This window comes from Roseateles sp. P1_C1_2, from assembly GCF_056406535.1.
Map to the genome: position 1 here is coordinate 79508 of NZ_JBFUAB010000001.1, position 18016 is coordinate 97523.

Annotated in this window: 16 protein-coding genes and 1 pseudogene; 4 read left to right on the forward strand and 13 right to left on the reverse strand. The window is 67.6% G+C overall.

The window, feature by feature from the left end:
- Position 1: 1 nt before the first annotated feature.
- From AC1D2H_RS00360 to AC1D2H_RS00375, 4 genes are all read right to left on the reverse strand, one after another.
- Complete coding sequence (locus AC1D2H_RS00360) at positions 2-427, reverse strand: PaaI family thioesterase (protein ID WP_478009470.1); 426 nt, start codon at positions 425-427, stop codon at positions 2-4.
- Positions 427-1602: an acetyl-CoA C-acyltransferase gene (locus tag AC1D2H_RS00365; RefSeq protein WP_478009471.1), complete on the reverse strand. Its 1176-nt coding sequence runs from the start codon at positions 1600-1602 to the stop codon at positions 427-429. Before AC1D2H_RS00365 ends, AC1D2H_RS00360 begins: the two co-directional genes overlap by 1 nt.
- Positions 1603-1615: 13 nt before the next feature.
- The gene (locus AC1D2H_RS00370; RefSeq protein WP_478009472.1) at positions 1616-3709 is read right to left on the reverse strand and encodes a 3-hydroxyacyl-CoA dehydrogenase NAD-binding domain-containing protein; all 2094 of its coding nucleotides are present in this window, start codon (positions 3707-3709) and stop codon (positions 1616-1618) included.
- Between the two features lie 142 nt (positions 3710-3851).
- A complete protein-coding gene (locus AC1D2H_RS00375) occupies positions 3852-4235 on the reverse strand; it encodes a hypothetical protein (RefSeq protein WP_477934725.1) in 384 nt (127 codons plus the stop codon).
- Between the two features lie 140 nt (positions 4236-4375).
- On the opposite strand from AC1D2H_RS00375, the gene AC1D2H_RS00380 reads away from it, so the two are divergent.
- Both AC1D2H_RS00380 and AC1D2H_RS00385 read left to right on the forward strand, forming a co-directional pair.
- Entirely contained in the window at positions 4376-6700 is a 2325-nt protein-coding gene (locus tag AC1D2H_RS00380) for a hypothetical protein (RefSeq protein WP_478009473.1), read from the forward strand.
- A gap of 35 nt (positions 6701-6735) precedes the next feature.
- Positions 6736-7035, forward strand: a pseudogene (locus AC1D2H_RS00385) (VanZ family protein); the annotation flags it as partial.
- Between the two features lie 61 nt (positions 7036-7096).
- Here AC1D2H_RS00385 and AC1D2H_RS00390 read toward each other — a convergent pair.
- The 3 genes from AC1D2H_RS00390 to AC1D2H_RS00400 are packed head-to-tail and all read right to left on the reverse strand — an operon-like array spanning position 7097 to position 9875.
- A complete protein-coding gene (locus tag AC1D2H_RS00390; RefSeq protein ID WP_477934729.1) occupies positions 7097-8407 on the reverse strand; it encodes a TRAP transporter large permease in 1311 nt (436 codons plus the stop codon).
- The gene (locus AC1D2H_RS00395; RefSeq protein WP_477934731.1) at positions 8404-8859 is read right to left on the reverse strand and encodes a TRAP transporter small permease; all 456 of its coding nucleotides are present in this window, start codon (positions 8857-8859) and stop codon (positions 8404-8406) included. Before AC1D2H_RS00395 ends, AC1D2H_RS00390 begins: the two co-directional genes overlap by 4 nt.
- Positions 8856-9875, reverse strand: a complete 1020-nt coding sequence (locus AC1D2H_RS00400) for a TRAP transporter substrate-binding protein (RefSeq protein ID WP_477934733.1) — start codon at positions 9873-9875, stop codon at positions 8856-8858. The genes AC1D2H_RS00395 and AC1D2H_RS00400 overlap by 4 nt, the downstream gene beginning before the upstream one ends.
- A gap of 160 nt (positions 9876-10035) precedes the next feature.
- Here AC1D2H_RS00400 and egtB point away from each other — a divergent pair, with 160 nt between their 5' ends.
- Together egtB and egtD are read left to right on the forward strand one after the other, a co-directional pair.
- Positions 10036-11199 (forward strand): ergothioneine biosynthesis protein EgtB, encoded by a 1164-nt coding sequence (gene egtB, locus AC1D2H_RS00405; protein WP_478009474.1) that lies wholly within the window; start codon positions 10036-10038, stop codon positions 11197-11199.
- Positions 11196-12173 (forward strand): L-histidine N(alpha)-methyltransferase, encoded by a 978-nt coding sequence (gene egtD, locus AC1D2H_RS00410; protein ID WP_478009475.1) that lies wholly within the window; start codon positions 11196-11198, stop codon positions 12171-12173. The genes egtB and egtD overlap by 4 nt, the downstream gene beginning before the upstream one ends.
- Positions 12174-12178: 5 nt before the next feature.
- Here the strand turns inward: egtD and AC1D2H_RS00415 are convergent, their stop codons facing one another.
- The 6 genes from AC1D2H_RS00415 to urtB all read right to left on the reverse strand — a co-directional run bounded on the left by AC1D2H_RS00415 (position 12179) and on the right by urtB (position 17973).
- Complete coding sequence (locus AC1D2H_RS00415) at positions 12179-12778, reverse strand: GNAT family N-acetyltransferase (RefSeq protein WP_478009476.1); 600 nt, start codon at positions 12776-12778, stop codon at positions 12179-12181.
- 104 nt (positions 12779-12882) lie between these two features.
- Positions 12883-13542 (reverse strand): hypothetical protein, encoded by a 660-nt coding sequence (locus AC1D2H_RS00420; RefSeq protein WP_478009477.1) that lies wholly within the window; start codon positions 13540-13542, stop codon positions 12883-12885.
- Positions 13543-13864: 322 nt separating this feature from the next.
- Positions 13865-14557 carry an urea ABC transporter ATP-binding subunit UrtE gene (urtE, locus tag AC1D2H_RS00425; RefSeq protein ID WP_477934821.1) on the reverse strand — a complete coding sequence of 231 codons (693 nt, stop codon included), beginning with the start codon at positions 14555-14557 and terminating at the stop codon, positions 13865-13867.
- A gap of 1 nt (position 14558) precedes the next feature.
- Positions 14559-15392: an urea ABC transporter ATP-binding protein UrtD gene (urtD, locus tag AC1D2H_RS00430; protein WP_477934743.1), complete on the reverse strand. Its 834-nt coding sequence runs from the start codon at positions 15390-15392 to the stop codon at positions 14559-14561.
- Positions 15389-16435: an urea ABC transporter permease subunit UrtC gene (urtC, locus tag AC1D2H_RS00435; protein WP_478009478.1), complete on the reverse strand. Its 1047-nt coding sequence runs from the start codon at positions 16433-16435 to the stop codon at positions 15389-15391. The genes urtD and urtC overlap by 4 nt, the downstream gene beginning before the upstream one ends.
- Positions 16432-17973: an urea ABC transporter permease subunit UrtB gene (urtB, locus tag AC1D2H_RS00440; RefSeq protein WP_478009479.1), complete on the reverse strand. Its 1542-nt coding sequence runs from the start codon at positions 17971-17973 to the stop codon at positions 16432-16434. Before urtB ends, urtC begins: the two co-directional genes overlap by 4 nt.
- Positions 17974-18016 lie beyond the last annotated feature (43 nt).

Consider the following 18016-nt stretch of genomic DNA (forward strand, 5'->3'; position numbering starts at 1 on the left):
CTCAGTCCTGGGAAAGACGAACGATGGTGCCCTGCGCCAGTGCGCAGAGCTTCTCGGCGCCGTCCTTGACGGCGAAGACCTCGCAGCGGCACACCGCCTGCGTCTTGCTGACGGCATCCGCGCTGGCGCGGGCAATCAGCCGCTCGCCCACTGCGGGGCGCACGTAGTTGATCTTGAACTCCGAGGTCACGACGGGCACCTGCATCGCGGTACCGCCGGCATAGGTCAGCGCGTTGTCGGCCAGGTAGCTGACGATGCCTCCATGCGCAAAACCGTTCTGCTGCAGGTGCTCAGGCTTGAGCGCCAATTGCAGATCGACCTGGCCCGGTGACAGCGCCGCGAGTTCCGAACCGAGCAGCACACTGAACGGCTGCTGGGCGAGGACCTCGCGGCCCATCGCCAGAAAGACCTCAGGCGAGACGCTCATCAGAGGACTTCGAACACGCCCGCAGCGCCCATGCCGCCACCAATGCACATCGTCACGCACACCCGCTTGGCGCCACGGCGCTTGCCTTCGATGAGGGCATGGCCCGTCAGGCGCTGGCCCGACACGCCGTAGGGGTGGCCGACGGCAATCGCGCCGCCATTCACGTTCAGGCGGTCCATCGGGATGCCCAGCGTGTCGGCGCAGTACAGCACCTGCACGGCGAAGGCTTCGTTCAGTTCCCACAGGTCGATGTCGGCGACCGTCAGGCCCAACTTCTTCAGCACCTTCGGAACCGCGAACACCGGGCCGATGCCCATTTCATCGGGCTCGCAACCGGCCACGGCGAAGCCGAGGAAGCGGCCGATGGGCTTGAGGTTGTGGGTGGAGGCGTATTGCTCGCTGACCAGCGCGCAGGCACCGGCGCCGTCGCTGAACTGGCTGGCATTGCCGGCGCTGATGACGCCGCCCGGCAGGGCCGTGCGCAGGTCCTTGATGCTGTCGTAGGTCGTGCCTTCGCGCAGGCCTTCGTCGGCGTTGACGGTGACTTCCTTGCTCATCAGGCCCATGACCTTGTCGGCCACGCCCATGGTCGTCGTCACCGAAACCATCTCGGCGTTGAACAGGCCGGCAGCTTGCGCGGCGCAGGCCTTCTGCTGGCTGCCGGCACCGTACTGGTCCATGCGCTCGCGCGAGATGTTGTAGCGCTTGGCCACGTTCTCGGCGGTCTGCAGCATGCTCCAGTAGATCTCGGGCTTGAGCTTCATCAGGGCCGGGTCGGCCAGCATGTGCTTGTTCATTTCCTGCTGCACGCAGGAGATGCTTTCCACGCCGCCAGCGACGTACACGTCGCCTTCGCCCGCGATGATGCGCTGCGCGGCCATCGCGATGGTCTGCAGGCCGCTGGAGCAGAAGCGGTTGATGGTGACGCCGCTCACGGTGACCGGCAGGCCGGCCTTCAGCGCGATCTGGCGCGCGATGTTGGCGCCGGTGGCGCCTTCCGGGTTGGCGCAGCCCATCAGCACGTCTTCGATGGCGCCGCCATCGATGCCGGCGCGCTCGACGGCGGCCTTGACGGCGTGGCCGCCCAGCGTCGCGCCATGGGTCATGTTGAACGCGCCCTTCCAGCTCTTGGTCAGCGGGGTGCGGGCAGTGGAAACAATCAGTGCGTTGCTCATGTCGTGTCCTTGATCAGGTGAAGCTCTTGCCTTCGGCGACCAGGCGCGCGAGCAAGGGGGCGGGCGTCCAGAACGCGCCGTCGTCCATCGGGTTCTTGGCAAAGCGCTTCATCGCCTGCACGACGTTGAAGAGGCCCAGCGTGTCGGCGTAGCACATCGGGCCACCACGGAAGATGGGGAAGCCATAGCCGGTCAGGTAGACCATGTCCACGTCGGATGCGCGCTGGGCGATGCCTTCTTCCAGCAGATGCGCCGCCTCGTTGACAAGCGAGAACACCAGGCGATGCACGATCTCTTCGTCGCTGATGTCGCGCTTCTTGGCGCCAATGGCTTCGCGGTGCTTGGCCAGCATTTCTTCGACGACGGGCGACGGGATCGCGTCACGCTTGCCGGGCAGGTAGTCGTACCAGCCGGCGCCCGTCTTCTGGCCGAAGCGGCCCAGTTCGCACAGGCGGTCGGCGCTGGCCGAATACTTCATGTTGGCGCGCTCGACGGCGCGACGCTTGCGAATCGCCCAGCCGATGTCGTTGCCGGCCAGATCGCCCATGCGGAACGGGCCCATCGCGAAGCCGAACTTCTCGACCGCCTTGTCGACCTGTTGCGGGCTGCAGCCCTCGTCCAGCAGGAAGCCGGCCTGGCGGCTGTACTGCTCGATCATGCGGTTGCCGATGAAGCCATCGCAGACGCCCGACACGACGGCCGTCTTCTTGATCTTCTTGCCAATGGCCATCACCGTGGCCAGCACGTCCTTGGCGGTTTCCTTGCCGCGCACGACCTCCAGCAGCTTCATCACGTTGGCCGGGCTGAAGAAGTGCATGCCCACCACGTCCTGCGGGCGCTTGGTGAAGGAGGCGATCTTGTCGACGTCCAGCGTGGAGGTGTTGGACGCCAGGATGGCGCCGGGCTTGGCGACGGCGTCCAGTTGCTTGAACACGGCCTCCTTGACGCCGATCTCCTCGAACACCGCCTCGATGATGAGGTCGCAGTCCTTCAGGTCGTCGTAGCTCAGCGTGGTGCTCAGCAGCGCCACGCGCTGGGCGTACTTGTCTTCCTTGAGCTTGCCCTTCTTGACCTGGGCCTCGTAGTTCTTCTTGATCGTCGCGACGCCGCGGTCCAGGGCTTCCTGCTTGGTCTCCAGGATGGTGACCGGGATGCCGGCGTTCAGGAAGTTCATCGAGATGCCGCCGCCCATGGTGCCGGCGCCGATGACGCCGACCTTGGCGATGGTGCGCAGCGGCGTGTCTTCGGGCACGTCGGCGATCTTGCTGGCGACGCGCTCAGCGAAGAACAGATGGCGCAGCGCCTTGGACTCGGGCGTCATCATCAGCGCCGCGAAGCCCTCGCGCTCGGCGCGCATGCCGTCGTCGAACTTCAGGTTGACGGCACCGGCCACGGCTTCCAGGCAGCGCAGCGGCGCCGGGAAGTTCTTGCTCATGCCGCCCACCATGTTGCGGGCGAACTGGAAATAGGCCTCGGCGTTGGGGTGGCGGGCCTTGAGCTCACGCACCTTGGGCAGCGGGCGCTTCTCGGAGACTTCCTCGGCGAACTTGACGGCGGCATCCACGACGTCGGCGTCGACGATCTTGTCGAACAGCTTCTGGCCGGGAACCATGGCCAGCATCTGGGCCTCGACCGGCTCCCCGCTGACGATCATGTTCAGCGCGGGCTCCACGCCGAGGGCGCGCGGCAGGCGCTGCGTGCCGCCGGCGCCGGGCAGCAGGCCCAGCTTCACTTCGGGCAGCGCGACCTTGGTGCCGGTCTGCGCGACGCGGTAGTGGCAGCCCAGGGACAGCTCCAGGCCACCGCCCATGCAGACGCTGTGGATGGCGGCGACGACGGGCTTGCTGCAGTTCTCGACCACCGAGATGAGGCTCAGCAGATTGGGTTCGGCCAGAGCCTTGGGCGAGCCGAACTCCTTGATGTCGGCACCACCCGAGAAGGCCTTGCCGGCCCCGGTGATGACGAGCGACGTGATGGCCGGATCGGCTTCGGCGCGCTCGACGCCAGCGGCGACGGCGGCGCGGGTGGCGAAACCCAGACCGTTGACCGGCGGGTTGTCGAGCGTGATCACGGCAACAATGCCGCGAACTTCGTAATGGGCTGTCATGGGCACGACCTCGGTTGGCGGGCCCACTGCGTCTGCTGCAGCCGGCCCAGAATAGAACGACCGTTCGATTCTAGGCAGCGTGCTCGCAGCAGTCTTGTCCCGGCAGTGACAAGGCCCTGCGCGGGGTGTGCTCAGCGCTTCCCTAGTACTGGGAGCGTGGCATCACTACCGTGTCCTTGAAGGGCTTGGGCGCATCCGGCGCGGCAGGCGGCTGCAGCTTGGACTCGGCATAGAGGCGCGCAGCCACGGCGGGGTCCACCGCCGGTGGCACTTCCGGTGCAGGCGCCGGGCGTGCCCCTGGCCGCACGGCCAGGCGCAGCTCGTGGCATTCGCGCTGCAGCTGTTCGACCTGCTTGCGCGCCTGCGTGAGCTGCTGGGCGCCGAGCTGGCGGGACTGCTCCACATGCGTCACGCGCTCGTGCTCACGCTTGAGTCGCTTGGCCGCCCAGGCGTAGACAGCGCCCCCGCCCAGCACGCCGCCCACGACGACGCTGCCCACCAGCTGCAACAGTTGACCGTTGTCCATGTTTTCTCTCCCCGACACCGTTGTCCCCCAGGACTGTATCGGTCTGCGGGCGCAGCGCCTGCCAGCCAGGGTTTCCCAGGGGGCACCACGGTACCGCGCCGGCCTTGGACGGCATGCGCCCCGCGGCTAGAGTGCGGGCCATGCTGATTCCGGTCGTCTACCCACCCCGCGATCCCGCGCCGCCGCCCCAGTTTTCCCCGCCGCCGCCGCCAAAGTCCGAGGAACCCACGCCCCCTCCTCCGCCCGAACCGCCCTCCGCCGCGCCCGCAGCCGAGGGCGATGTGCCGTGGATGCTGTATCTGCTGCGCGTGCTGGGGCTGTGCGCCTTCCCGGTCGGCATCGTCATCGCCGGCATCGCCGTGCTGCTGGGGCTGGAGCAGGCCCGCGAGACGCTGCTGTCGCTGGAGGTGGGCAGCGCGCAGACGGCCGTTCTCGTCTTCGCCTTCGGCCTGTGGCTGCTGCTGGCCTGGTATGTGAGCCGGCTGCTGCTGGACCGCCGCTTCAAGCCCGACACGCTCGGCGAGTGCATGAACCCGCGCTTTGCCGAACGCCTGCGCCGCTGGCTGCCGCGCGGGCTCATCCTCGGTGGCGGCCTGCCCATCGCGGCCTTCTTCCTGATGCAGGAGCGTGAACGCCTCATCGGCGTCGGCCTGTTGGCGGTGACGCTGGCCCTCTATCTTTTCGTCTGGAAGCGCCGTGCCTGGCTGCTCAAGCTCGGCACGGGCTCGCGGCTGGCGCGCCTCCTCGCACTCGACGGCCGGCGCGAGGCCATCGCGCTGCTGGAGCGCGAGGACCGCATGGGCACGCCGTCGCGCGTCCTCATCGCCTTGGTGCTGCTGCTGCAATGGGGCCTGTTCGCCGCCCTCGTGGCCTGGCCCGAGGCCACGGCGCGCGCCATCGGCTCGCCGGCCCTGGTGCTGCTGGCCATGGGCAGCTGGATCGTCTTCGGCGGCATCCTGCTGACCTATGTGCCCAAGGCGCTGATCCGCATGCCGCTCACCGCCCTGCCGGTGCTGCTCTTCGTGGCCTTCGCGCCGCTGAACGACAACCACCGCGTGGCCGACCCCGACCGCAGTGCGCGCAGCGCCGTCGCGCCCCGTCAGCCAGCCGACGCCTGGCTGCAGGCCTGGATGAGCAGCGTCGGTGCCGACGGCAAACGCCCCCTCGTGCTCGTCGCCGTGGCCGGCGGCGCCTCGCGTGCCGCCTACTGGGGCAGCGCCTCCCTGGCGCGCCTGCAGGAGCTGGGCGAACTGCAAGGCGTCAACTTCGCCGACTCCGTCTTCGCCATCAGCGGCACCTCCGGCGGGGCCCTGGGTGCGGCCAGCTTCGTCGCCGCCGTGGACGCGCGCCGCCAGGCCATCGACGCCGCTCAATGCACGCCCTGGAAGCTGGTGCGCGACTTCACGGGTCGCGATCACCTCGCCACGCCGGTGGGCGACATGCTCTACCCCGACCTCGTGCAGCGCTTCCTGCCCGTGGCCGTTGCCGGTGCGGACCGCTCACTCGGCCTGGAGCGTGCCTGGACGCGTGACTGGCCGCAGAGCCTGGCCCGCCAATGCCCACTGCGCCCGACGGCCCACCCCAACCCCTGGGCCGAGCCGGTGACGGCCCTGCACGGCCGTGCCACCCCGGCCGAATGGCTGCCGCTGCTGGCCCTGAACACGACGGCCCTGTCGCGCGGCCAGCGCGTCTACCAATCCGATTTCCTGCTGGCCAATGGCGACGGCATCGACCTGCTCGACCCCTCGCTCGGCCTGGATGTCGACCGCATGACGCTGGCCCAGGCCGTGCACAACAGCGCGCGCTTCCCCTACATCAGCCCGGCAGCGGCTGTGATCTTCAAGGAGGCGCACAAGGACGAGGAGAACGGCGATGTCGGCCGCGTCTGGGACCGCCTGGGTGACGGCGGCTATGTGGAGGCCAGCGCGACACTGACCCTCTCCGACCTGTTGCGCGACCTGGAGGCCAGCGGCCGGCTCAAGGTCTGCAAGCCCGAGGACGACTGCGCCCGCCAGGGCATCCTGGACCGCTCGCGGCTGCGCCTGCTGCTGCTGGGCAACACGCCGGCCCTGGTCGACGACTGGCTGTGCCGTGACGCGCCCACGGCCGCCGATGCCCAGCCGCTGGACGGGCGCCGCTACCGCGCGACGCATATGGGCCTGAACGAGGTCGTCGCACCGGCCCAAGGCATCCTGAACAGCAACGGCGCCCGCGGCCGGGATTCGACGGTCGAGCTCATCAAGCGCATCGGCGGCTGCGGCCAGGTGGCGGAGTTGCGCCTGCCCGCCGTGCCGAGCCAGCGCCAGCCCTCGATGAACTGGATGCTGAACTCGGACTCGCGTGCACTGATCGACGCGGCCCTGATGGAGAAACTCAACCCGACGGACCCGGGCGTCGGTGCGGCCCAGGCCCAGCTGGCGGCCCACCTGCGCCAGGCCAAGGCCTGGATGCTGCAAATGAAGTGAGGGCCGCAGGCGGGCACGCCACAATGCCGCCCGCCATGCCCAAGCTGATCCTGCATCTCTGCACCGCCCCCGAGCGCCGCGTTCTGTGGCGCGCCCTGCTCGCCGTGCTGCTCATCGTCATCACCTGGCTGGCCCTGAGCCCGGTGCCACCCAAGACCCTCACCACCGGCTGGGACAAGTCCAACCACGCCCTCGCCTTCGCCGCGCTGGCCTTCAGCAGCGTCTGGGCGCTGTGGCAGCGGCCGCGGCAGTGGATCTGGCTGGCGATTGCGCTGGTCGGCTACGGCATCGCCATCGAGATCGCGCAGAGCTTTCTGCCGCCGCGCGAGGCCGATTGGCACGACGTGGTGGCCGACAGCGTCGGCATTGCCCTCGGCCTGGCCGTGGCCTGGTTCGTCACAGCCAGCGCAGCACGCCGACGCTGACGGCGGGCACGAAGAGCAGCAGCAGCAGCCTCAGCACGTCGCTGGCCAGGAAGGGCATGACGCCCTTGTAGGTCTCGTTCATGGGCACCTCGCGCGCCATGCCGTTGACGACATAGACGTTCAGCCCCACCGGCGGCGCCAGCATGCCGATGCCGACCGTCATCAGCACCAGGATGCCGAACCAGATCGCCTTGGGCTCGGCCGCCAGGCCCCAGAGGTCCAGGCCCATGATGGTCGGGAAGATGACGGGGATGGTCAGCAGCAACATGGACAGTTCGTCCATCACGCAGCCGAGCACGACGTAGAAGGCCAGCACGCCGGCCACGATGGCCAGCGGCGGCACCGGCAGGCCGCCCACCCATTGCGCCAGATGCGTCGGCATCTGCGTCAGGGCCAGGGCCGAATTCATCATGTCGGCGCCGAGGAAGATCATGAAGACCATGGCCGTCGTCTCGGCCGTGCCGAGCAGCGCACGCTTGAGCCCTTCGCCGCGCAGCTCGCCCGACAGCAGGCCGCTCGTCAGCGTCGCCAGCGCGCCGATGGACGCGCCCTCGGTCGGGCTGAACAGGCCGCCATAAATGCCACCGAAGACGACGACGAAGATGGCCAGCAGCGGCCACACGCCCAGCAGAGCCCGCCAGCGTTCGCTCCAGCTGTGGCGCGGCCCCGGCACGGCCAGGTGGGGCCGCAACCGGCAGGTGATGGCGATGACGGCGAGATAACCCGCCGTTGCGATCAGGCCCGGGATGAAGGCCGCGGCGAACAGCTTGGCGATGTTCTGCTCGGTCAGGATGGCATAGACGATCAGCGGCACCGAGGGCGGGATCAGGATTCCCAGCGTGCCGCCGGTGGCGAGCACGGCGGTCGACAGCCGCCCGTGATAGCCGGCCGCCTTCATCTCGCCATAGGCCACCTGGGTGATGGTGGCGCAGGTGGCCACCGACGAGCCGCAGACCGAGCCGAAGGCGGCCGAAGCCAGGATGGCGGCGAAGGCCAGGCCGCCGCGCCAATGCCCGACCCAGGCCGCCGCGGCGCGGAACAGCGCCTTCGACAGCCCACCTTGCGTCGCGAACTGGCCCATCAGCAGGAAGAGCGGGATGACGGACAGCTCATAGACCGTCAGGCGGGCGACGGCCGAGCCCTTGATGAGGTTGAGCAGGGCCGCGTCGCTGCTCATCCAGGCATAGCCCAGCGCGCCGGGAATGAACATGGCCGCGGCGATGGGCACGCGCAGGGCCATCAGCGCGAGCATCAGGCCGAAGATGACGAGCCCGAGGGTCATCGCCTCACCGCCTGCGCCACCGCGATCACCGCCGTCAACGCCAGCCCCGGCGCCAGGATGGCATAGGCCCACCACATCGGCAGGCCCAGGATCATGGTCTGCTCGCCGGCCTCGTCGATGGCCACGGCGCCCATGCCGGTGCGCCAGGCCAGCAGGCCCAGCATGACGGCCAGCAGCAGCGCGCCGAAGCGGTCCAGCCCCCCGTTGACGCGCTCGGGCGCGGCCTGGGTGAAGAAGTCCACGATGATGTTGCCGCGCCTGAACTGGCACCAGGGCAGGCATAGCGCGATGGCCAGCGCGACGCCGATCTGGCTCAGCTCGATGTCGCCCGGGATGGGATGCGCGAACAGGTTGCGGCCGATGACGCTCCACAGCGTCATGCCCGCCACCAGCAGCGCGCACAGGCCGCCCAGCAGCGCGAAGGCCGCCGCCAGCTTCTCAAGCCATTTCACTTCTTGTACTTGGCCAACAGCGCCTGGGCCTCGCTCAACATCTGCTTGCCGGGCAGGCCGCGCTTGTCCATGTCGGCGGCCCAGTCGTCGTAGAGCGGGTGGCTGGCCTTGATCCAGTTGTCCACCTCGGCGGCAGGCACCGTGTAGAAGACATTGCCGCGGTCTACCGCCGGCTTGCGACCGGGCGCCTGGCTGGCGTCCCAGGTGCGGCCCGCGGCCTGCGACAGCGCGGCGCCGGAGTTCCTGTCGATGACGGCTTTCAGGTCGGCCGGCAGGCTGTCGTAGCGCGCCGGGTTCATGGCCAGCACGAAGACCGCGCTGTACAGGGCCGGCCGGCTGGGGTCGGTCTCGGTGTGGTACTTGACCATCTCGTGCAGCTTGACCGATGGGATGACCTCCCAGGGCAGCGCAAAGCCGTCGATGGTGCCCTTGCTGACGGCATCGGCCACGGCGGGCAGCGGCATGCCCACGGGCGAGGCGCCCAGGCTGCTGAGCAGCTTGTTGGTCTGGCGCGTCGGCGCGCGCAGCTTCAGCCCCTTGAAGTCGGCCAGGGTCTTGATCTGGCGTTCCCGCGTGTGCAGATAGCCCTCGTCATGCGTGGCGAACATCAGCGGCTTGACGGTCGCGAACTCCTTGACGGCGTATTTGCCGTAGAAATCCCAGGCCGCGCGCGAGGCGGCCTCGGCCGAGTTCGTCATGAAGGGCAGCTCGAACACCTCCATGATGGGGAAACGCCCGGCCGTGTAGCCCGGCAGCGTGAAGGCGATGTCGACGACACCATCCTTGACCTGGTCGATGAGCTGGGCCGGCGTGCCGCCCAGCTGCATGGCCGGGTAGACCTGGCATTTGAGGCGATTGCCCGAGTCGGCGGCGATCTTGTCGCACCAGGGCGCCAGGATCTGTGTCGGTGGCATGGCGCCAGGCGGCCAGAAGTGATGCACCTTGAGCGTGATCGGCTCGTTGGCCTGCACCGCGGTCGCGGCCAGCAGGCCGGCGATGAAGGCGATTGCTTTCATGCCCGGTCTCCTTGTTGTGTGCCTTCATCCTAGGGGATGTGAAAACGCCGAGCCCTCCGCAGCCACCCTAGGCCGAACGTGGGGGGCACCGGCCTCGTCCTACAGCCAAAGCCCCTGCACTGACATACCGTTGGCAGCAGCTTGCGATACGGTTCCACCCATGTTGTCCGACCTTCTCCGCGCCACCCGCGCCCAGTCGTTGGCACTGGCCGCGCCGCTGTCCGACGAGGATGCTCAGCTGCAGTCCATGCCCGACGCGAGCCCCGCCAAATGGCATCTGGCGCACACGACCTGGTTTTTCGAGACCCTGGTGCTGCTGCCGTATCTGCCCGACTACGAAGTCTTCGACGAGCGCTGGCCGCGCCTGTTCAACTCCTATTACGAGAGCCTGGGCCCGCGCCATGCCCGCCCGCAGCGCGGCCTGCTGAGCCGGCCGTCGCTGGATGAAGTGAAGGCGTATCGCGCCCATGTCGATGCGGCGCTGGCCGATCTGCTGCCTCAATTGAAGAATTCGGCCGCCGACGAGGCCCGCCGCCTCATCGAATTGGGCTGTCACCACGAGCAGCAGCACCAGGAGCTGTTGCTGACCGACATCCTGCATGCCTTTTCCTGCAACCCGCTGCTGCCGGCCTATGACGCCTCAGCGCCGCAGAAAGCGATAGCGCCGGATCAGGTCTGGCTGAAGCACGCAGGCGGCATCGTCGACGTCGGCCATGGGGGCGACGGCTTCGCCTTCGACAACGAGGGCCCTCGCCACCAAGCCCTGGTGACGCCCTTTGAGATCAGCAACCGCCTCGTGACCTGCGGCGAATACGCCGACTTCATCGCCAGCGGCGGCTACCGCGAGCCCCTGCTGTGGCTGTCCGACGGCTGGGCCACCGTACAGGCCCAGGGCTGGCAGCGGCCGGCCTACTGGCAGGAAGACGGCAGCGTCTTCGGCCTGCATGGCGTGCAGCCCCTGGACCCGGACGCGCCCGTCATGCAGCTCAGCTTCTACGAGGCCTGTGCCTTTGCCGAATGGGCTGGCGCACGGCTTCCGACCGAGTTCGAGTGGGAGGCCGCATCGGCCCTGCAAGGTTTCCAGCAGGCGGCCGACCAAGCCTGGGGAGCTTGGCAATGGACGCGCTCCAGCTATGCGCCCTACCCCGGCTTCAAGCCGGCGGCGGGCGCGGTGGGTGAATACAACGGCAAGTTCATGGTCGGCCAGCAGGTGCTGCGCGGCGGCAGCCTCGCCACGCCAACCGGCCATGCGCGGCCGAGTTACCGCAATTTCTTTCCGCCAGCCGCGCGCTGGCAATTCAGTGGATTGAGGCTCGCAAGATGAAACCAGGAATCGAATGGCGCCAGCCGCGAGCGGCGGCCGACAACGAACAGTTTGCAGACGACCTGCATGCGGCGCTGAGCCGCGCGCCCAAGGCGATCTCGCCCAAATACTTCTACGACGAGACTGGCTCCAAACTCTTCGAGCAGATCTGCGACCTGCCCGAGTACTACCCGACGCGCACCGAGCTGTCGCTGCTGCAGGCACATGCCGCCGACATGGCCGCGCAGATGGGCGGCCAGGTGCAGCTCGTCGAATACGGTGCCGGCGCGCTGCGCAAGGTGCGCCTGCTGCTGGACGCCATCCCGCGCGACAGCGTGCAGTTCGTGCCCGTGGACATTTCCGGCCCGCATTTGCTGGCCGCCTGCGACGGCCTGGCGGGCGACTACCCCGGCCTGGCCATCCAGCCGCTGGTGGCCGACTTCACGCGGCCACACACGCTGCCGCCCTGCCCCGACGGCAGCCGCCGCGTCGGCTTCTTCCCGGGCTCCAGCATCGGCAATTTCACACCGGCCGAGGCCGACGCCTTCCTGCGCCTGGCCGCCGGCGAGCTGGCCGGTGGCGGCCTGCTGATAGGCGTCGACCTCGTGAAGGACCACGATGTGCTGCACGCGGCCTACAACGACGCAGCGGGTGTCACGGCGGCCTTCAACCTCAATGTATTGAAGCGTGCCCGCCAGGAGCTGGGCGCCGAGTACCCGCCCGACGGCTTCGAGCACCTGGCCTTCTACAACCCCGCCTACCGCCGCATCGAGATGCATCTGCGCGCGACCCGGCCGCTGGAGCTGCGGCTGGGTGATGAGGTCTACGCGTTCAGCGAGGGCGAGACCCTGCATACCGAGCATTCGCACAAATACACCGTGTCAGGCTTCCAGGCCCTGGCCGAACGCGCGGGCTTCAGGCCGGGCAAGGTGTGGACAGACGCGAACGGGTGGTTTGCGGTGCTGTGGCTGGAGGCGGCGCAAGGCGGCGAATAGAGCACCTAGACGTTGTGGCGCAGGAACATGCACCACAACGTCGCGTCACCCAGGCGGCCTCGGCCGGTCTGCTCAAAGCCAGCGCGTTCGTAGAAGCTGACATTCGTTGGATTTGCCGTCTCCAGGTAGACGCCGGCAGACAGCGGGTCCGCAGCCGAGAGTTCGCAGAAGGACCGCAGCAACTGCATCCCGACGCCTCGCCCCTGCAGGGCCGGGTCCAGGCCGAGCACGCCGAGGTAGTAGTGGGGCACGGTCGGCTTGCTCTTGTCGGCGATCTCGTCATAGATCGCCATGCGCTCGGCCATGCCGCGGACGGCCTTCTCGAAGTGGTCCCATTCATCTGAGAAGCGCTTGGGCCACTCGGGCCGAGTCGTGTCGTAGCCCATCGCCGCGCCATGAATGCCGGCCGCATCCCGCGCCACCAGCACCGGCATGCCAAGCACGAGGCGCGCGCCCATCAGCAGCGAGAAGAACTGCGTCAGATGCTGCCGGTACTCAGGTCCAGTCTGGAGCAGATAGCCCGTGATCGGATCGTGCGCGAAGGCCGTAGCCAGGCAGCTGACGGCGGGCTCGATGTCGGATGGGGTCGCGGCGGTGATTTGCATGACACCTCAGGTTTGCTTTGGACCATCGTCCTTCTCGACCAACGCGTCTTTGCACGCTTAATCGCTGCCCAGCGGTGGCGCTTCCATGAACATAATCTGCGCTCCTAGCGAGCATAGGTTTCCTCGTAGGGGCGTGCAGCGCCGGCGCCGCCTTGCCAAGGACTGAGATCCTGCAACCGAGTTGGCGAAGCCTGAAACTGGAGAGCGAACTCTCGCGGCTTGCACGTGTGCCAAAGGTCCCGGTTGCCTTGCGGTTCGAAGCTCCCTTGAATTCGAACGACGACTTCCGACCCGAGCGGTGTGAGCTCAACGATTCCGTGGATGTATCCGGAGCAGTCGTTGCGCGGCCACGCCGAACCGCCCGATGACAGCAGCGCGACACCTTGCTCCGGGATGCGCAGCGACTGCCTGGCTGCCATTGAAACCGGCGGGCGTAGAAAGACCGTGAGCTTCTGATAGGTCTCGTCGTCCATCCCCAGAACGCTGCCTTCCGAGAAGTGGCGGTAAGCCAGCACCGTGCCCTGTCCGGCTTTCAACCGGTGAGCCGAGAAGCCGAAACCCAGATCCTCCCGGAAGGGATCGCTACCCTGCAGAGCGATCTGGAGCTTGTCCAGGTAGCCGATGTCCCCCAGCTCGGCGTTGACGACATAAAAGGCGCTGACCCGATCTCGATTCAAGTACAGCGCCAGCGCAAACAGGGCTGCCACAGCTACCAGTAGCGCAAGAAGACTGAAAAGCAGAAATCGGACGAAGCGTCGAGTCATTGCCGACTATCCGCCCAGCCAAAGCACGATCGCACGTAGCCCAAAGACCAACCCCGCGCCAGCTCCGAGAAAAAGGATCATTCGTGCATTGTTGCGAATGGCCGTGACGCGATAACAACCGTCACACCAAGCGCCTGTGTATGGGGCTGCACCGGGCGCATGACGCATATGCCCGGGTTGGCCGCAGCGATCACAGATCAGATACCGCAGAACCCGTGTGGAATGCCCTGTGACTCCAAAAGTCTTGGATTCTTCTCCCTGAGGCTGCAATAGCAGTTGCGCGCAGGCATGCGCATCATTGCAGCACGCACGGGATCCGCGCTCAGATCGCCAACCTCTCCCTCACCCCATCCGCCGCCATGTCCTTGCCCCGCCCGCGCATGACGATCTCGCCCCGTTGCATCAGCAAATACTGGTCGGCCAGCTCTTCGGCAAAGTCGTAGAACTGCTCGACCAGCACCACCGACAGTCCCTTGTCGTGGGCCAGGTGCTTGATGACGCGGCCGATGTCCTGGATGACGTTAGGCTGGATGCCCTCGGTCGGTTCGTCCAGCAGCAGCACCTTCGGCCCCGGTGCCAGCGCGCGGGCGATGGCGAGCTGCTGTTGCTGGCCACCCGACAGGTCGCCACCGCGGCGTGAGCGCATCTTCGCGAGCACGGGGAAAAGTTCGAACAGCTCGGGCGAGAGTGGTGTGCCGGCGGGTTGGCTGCTCAAACCCATCTGCAGGTTCTCGATGACCGACAGCCGGCCGAAGATCTCTCGGCCTTGCGGCACGTAGCCGAGGCCGGCGCGCACGCGCTGGTGGGTCTTGAGCTTGTTGATGGGCTCGCCGGCCAACGTGATGCTGCCTGAGGTAACGGGCACGACACCCATCAGGCTCTTCAGCAGCGTCGTCTTGCCGACGCCGTTGCGGCCCAGCACGACGGTGATCTCGCCGGGCTTCAAGTCGAAGCTCAGGCCACGCAGGATGTTGGAGCCGCCGTAGTGCTGGTGAAGCGACTCGACGCGAAGAATTTCATCGGCCAAGGTAGACCTCGATCACTTTTTCATCCGACTGGACGGCCACCATGGTGCCTTCGGCGAGCGTCTGGCCTTCGTGCAGCACGGTGACCGTGCGATGCGCGCCGGCCAGCGTCGCGACGAAAAGCATGTCGTGCTCGACGACGACCAGCGAATGCTTGCCTTCCAGGCTCAGGAAGAGTTCGGCGGTGCGCTCGGTTTCCTCGTCGGTCATGCCGGCCACGGGTTCGTCGAGCAGCAGCAGCTTGGGGTTCTGGGCCAGCAGCATGCCGATCTCCAACCACTGCTTCTGGCCGTGCGACAGCAGTCCGGCAACGCGGCCGCTTTCCTCGGCGAGGTGAACGGTCTTTAGCAGCTCATCCAACCTGTCGCGCTGCTCTCCGTTCAGCCTGGCACGCATCGCGAAGCGCGCGCGACGGTCCCCTGCCAGCGCCAGCTCGAGGTTCTCCGTCACCGTCAGCGCCTCGAACACCGTCGGCTTCTGGAACTTGCGGCCTATGCCGGCGCGGGCAATCTGCTGCTCGCTCATCAGGCGCAGGTTGAGGTTGCTGCCAAAGAAGATGCGGCCGCTGTCGGGCCGCGTCTTGCCGGTCAGGCAGTCCATCGTTGTCGTCTTGCCGGCGCCATTGGGGCCGATGACGCAGCGCAGCTCGCCCACGCCGACCGTGAACGACAAGCCGCCCAGCGCCTGGAAGCCGTCGAAGGCGACCTTCAAGTCTTCGACGTAGAGGGCCACGCCCTGGTTGAAGATGGGCTCGCCGGCCGTGGCGATGCGGGTCAGCGCGCGCGAGCGCGCCTCGGAACCGGCTTCGAGAAGTTCTGGCGTCATTTTTTGAACCTCCGCGCCAAGCCCATCAAGCCCTGTGGCAGGAACAGCGTCACCGCGATGAAGAGGCCGCCGAGGATGTAGAGCCAGCCCTCTGGCCACCAGGCCGTGAAGACCGATTTGGTGCCGTTGACGAAGAAGGCGCCCAGCACCGGCCCGATCAGCGTGCCGCGGCCGCCCACGGCCGCCCAGATGGCCATCTCGATGCTGGCCGCCGGGCTCATTTCGCCCGGGTTGATGATGCCGACCTGAGGCACATAGAGGATGCCGGCCAGGGCGCACATCAGCGCGGAGATGACGTAGGCACTGAGCTTGAACGCGACCGGGTCATAGCCGAGGAAGCGCACGCGGCCTTCGGCGTCGCGGATGGCCTGCAGGATGCGGCCCCAGCGGCTGCGTGTCAGCGCACGGGCGATCAGGTAGCAAACGATCAGCGCCACACCACTGGCCACGCACAGGCCGACCTTCATGCCCGGCGTGTTCAGCGGCATGCCGGCCAGGCGCTTGAAGTCGGTAAAACCGTTGTTGCCGCCAAAGCCCGTCTCATTGCGGAAGAACAGCAGCATGGCCGCCACCGTCAGTGCCTGCGTGATGATGGAGAAGTAGACGCCCTGGATGCGCGAGCGGAAGGCGAAATAGCCGAACACCGCGGCCAGCAGGCCGGGCACCGCGAGCGCCAGGAAGATCTGGCCGACCAGCGAATCGCTGAGCGCCCAGTGCCAGGGCAGCTCCTTCCAGTTCAGGAAGACCATGAAGTCCGGCAGGTCCGACTGGTACTGGCCTTCGCGGCCGATCTGGCGCATCAGATACATGCCCATGCCATAGCCGCCAAGGGCAAAGAAAAGCCCATGGCCCAGCGACAGGATGCCGCCGAAACCCCAGATGAGGTCCAAGGCCAGGGCACAAATGGCAAAGCAAAGAAACTTGCCGAGCAGGCCGACGTAGAACTCGCTGAGATGCAGCGCATGGCCGGGCGGGAAGGCCAGGTGCAGCAGCGGCACGAGCAGCAGCAGGACGGCCACCGCGATGAGAAGAGGCTTCTTCATTCGACCGACCTGCCCTTCAGCGCGAACAGGCCTTGCGGCTTCTTCTGGATGACTAGCACCAGCAGCATCAGCAGCGCGATCTTGGCCAGCACCGCGCCCTGCCAGCCCTCCAGCAGTTTGGACAGCACGCCCAGTCCCAGGCCGGCGTAGACGGTGCCGGCAAGCTGGCCCACACCGCCGAGCACGACCACCATGAAGGCATCGACGATGTAGCTCTGGCCCAGGTCGGGGCCGACGTTGCCGATCTGGCTCAGCGCGCAGCCGGCCAGGCCTGCGATGCCTGAGCCGAGCGCAAACGCCATCGTGTCCACCTTGGCGGTGTTGACGCCCACGCAGGCGGCCATGCGGCGGTTCTGCGTCACGCCGCGCACCATCAGGCCCAGGCGCGTCCTGGCCAGCAGCAGGGCCATGCCGCCCAGCACCAGGGCCGCGAAGGCGAGGATGGCGAGGCGGTTGTAGGGCAGCGTCAGATTGGGCAGCAGGGCCCAGCCACCGGACAGCCAGGTGGGGTTCTCCACCGCCACGTTCTGCGCACCGAACAGCGTGCGCACGGCCTGCATCAGCACCAGAGAAATGCCCCAGGTTGCGAGCAGCGTTTCCAGCGGCCGGCCGTAGAGCCAGCGGATGACGGTGCGCTCCATGGCGGCACCCACCAGGGCGGCGGCGACGAAGCTCGCCGGCAGCGCAATCCACAGGTAGTAGTCGAAGGCCGCCGGCAGCCAGGCGCGGAAGCCCTGCTGCACGCAGTAGGTCGCGTAGGCGCCCACCATCAACAGCTCGCCGTGGGCCATGTTGATGACGCCCATCAGGCCGTAGGTGATGGCCAGGCCCAGGGCCACCAACAGCAGCACCGAGCCCAGGCTCAGGCCCGAGAACAGCAACTGGGCGCGCTCGCCCCAGGCGAGGCGGTCGCCGATGGCGGCTATCGTCGACTGCATCGCGGCCTTGGCGCCGGGGTCGGTCTCGGCGCTCATGCGCTCCAGCAGCAAGGCGCGCGTCGCGGGGTCCGCGCTGCCAGCCAGCTCGGTCGCCGCGGCACGGCGCTGACCTGGATCGGTGGACGACAGCTTGGCGCCGGCCACCAGCGCACTCAACTGGCTGCGCAGTTCCGTATCGGTCTCGGCAGCCAGCGCACGTTCGTACAGCGGCAGCTTGGCGGCGCTGGCGTCTTCACGCAGCGTCACCAGCGCCTTGGCGCGCGCATCGCGGTCCTTGGACAGCAAGGCCAGCCCCGCCAGCGCCGAGTCGATCTCGCGGCGCAGGCGGTTGTTCAGCATGGGCTCCTCACCGTCAGGTGGCGCGGCACCCTCGGCGGCCACGACCGCCTTGCCCTCGCGCAGCCGCACCCGGCCGTCGAGCAGGGCATGCAGATAGTCCGCCAGCGCCGGGTCAGCCTGGGCCACGGCCTCGTTGAGGGCGGCGACACGTTCATCGCCCTCCCCCGCTGCGATGCGCGTAAGCAGCTCGGGGGGCAGCGCTGCCCAGGCTTGAAGGCCAGACAGCGCCAGCAGCCAACCGAAAAGAAGTCGCTTGATCATGAAGGCCCAGCCGAGTCAAAACCAGCGCGGTGCGACAGCACGC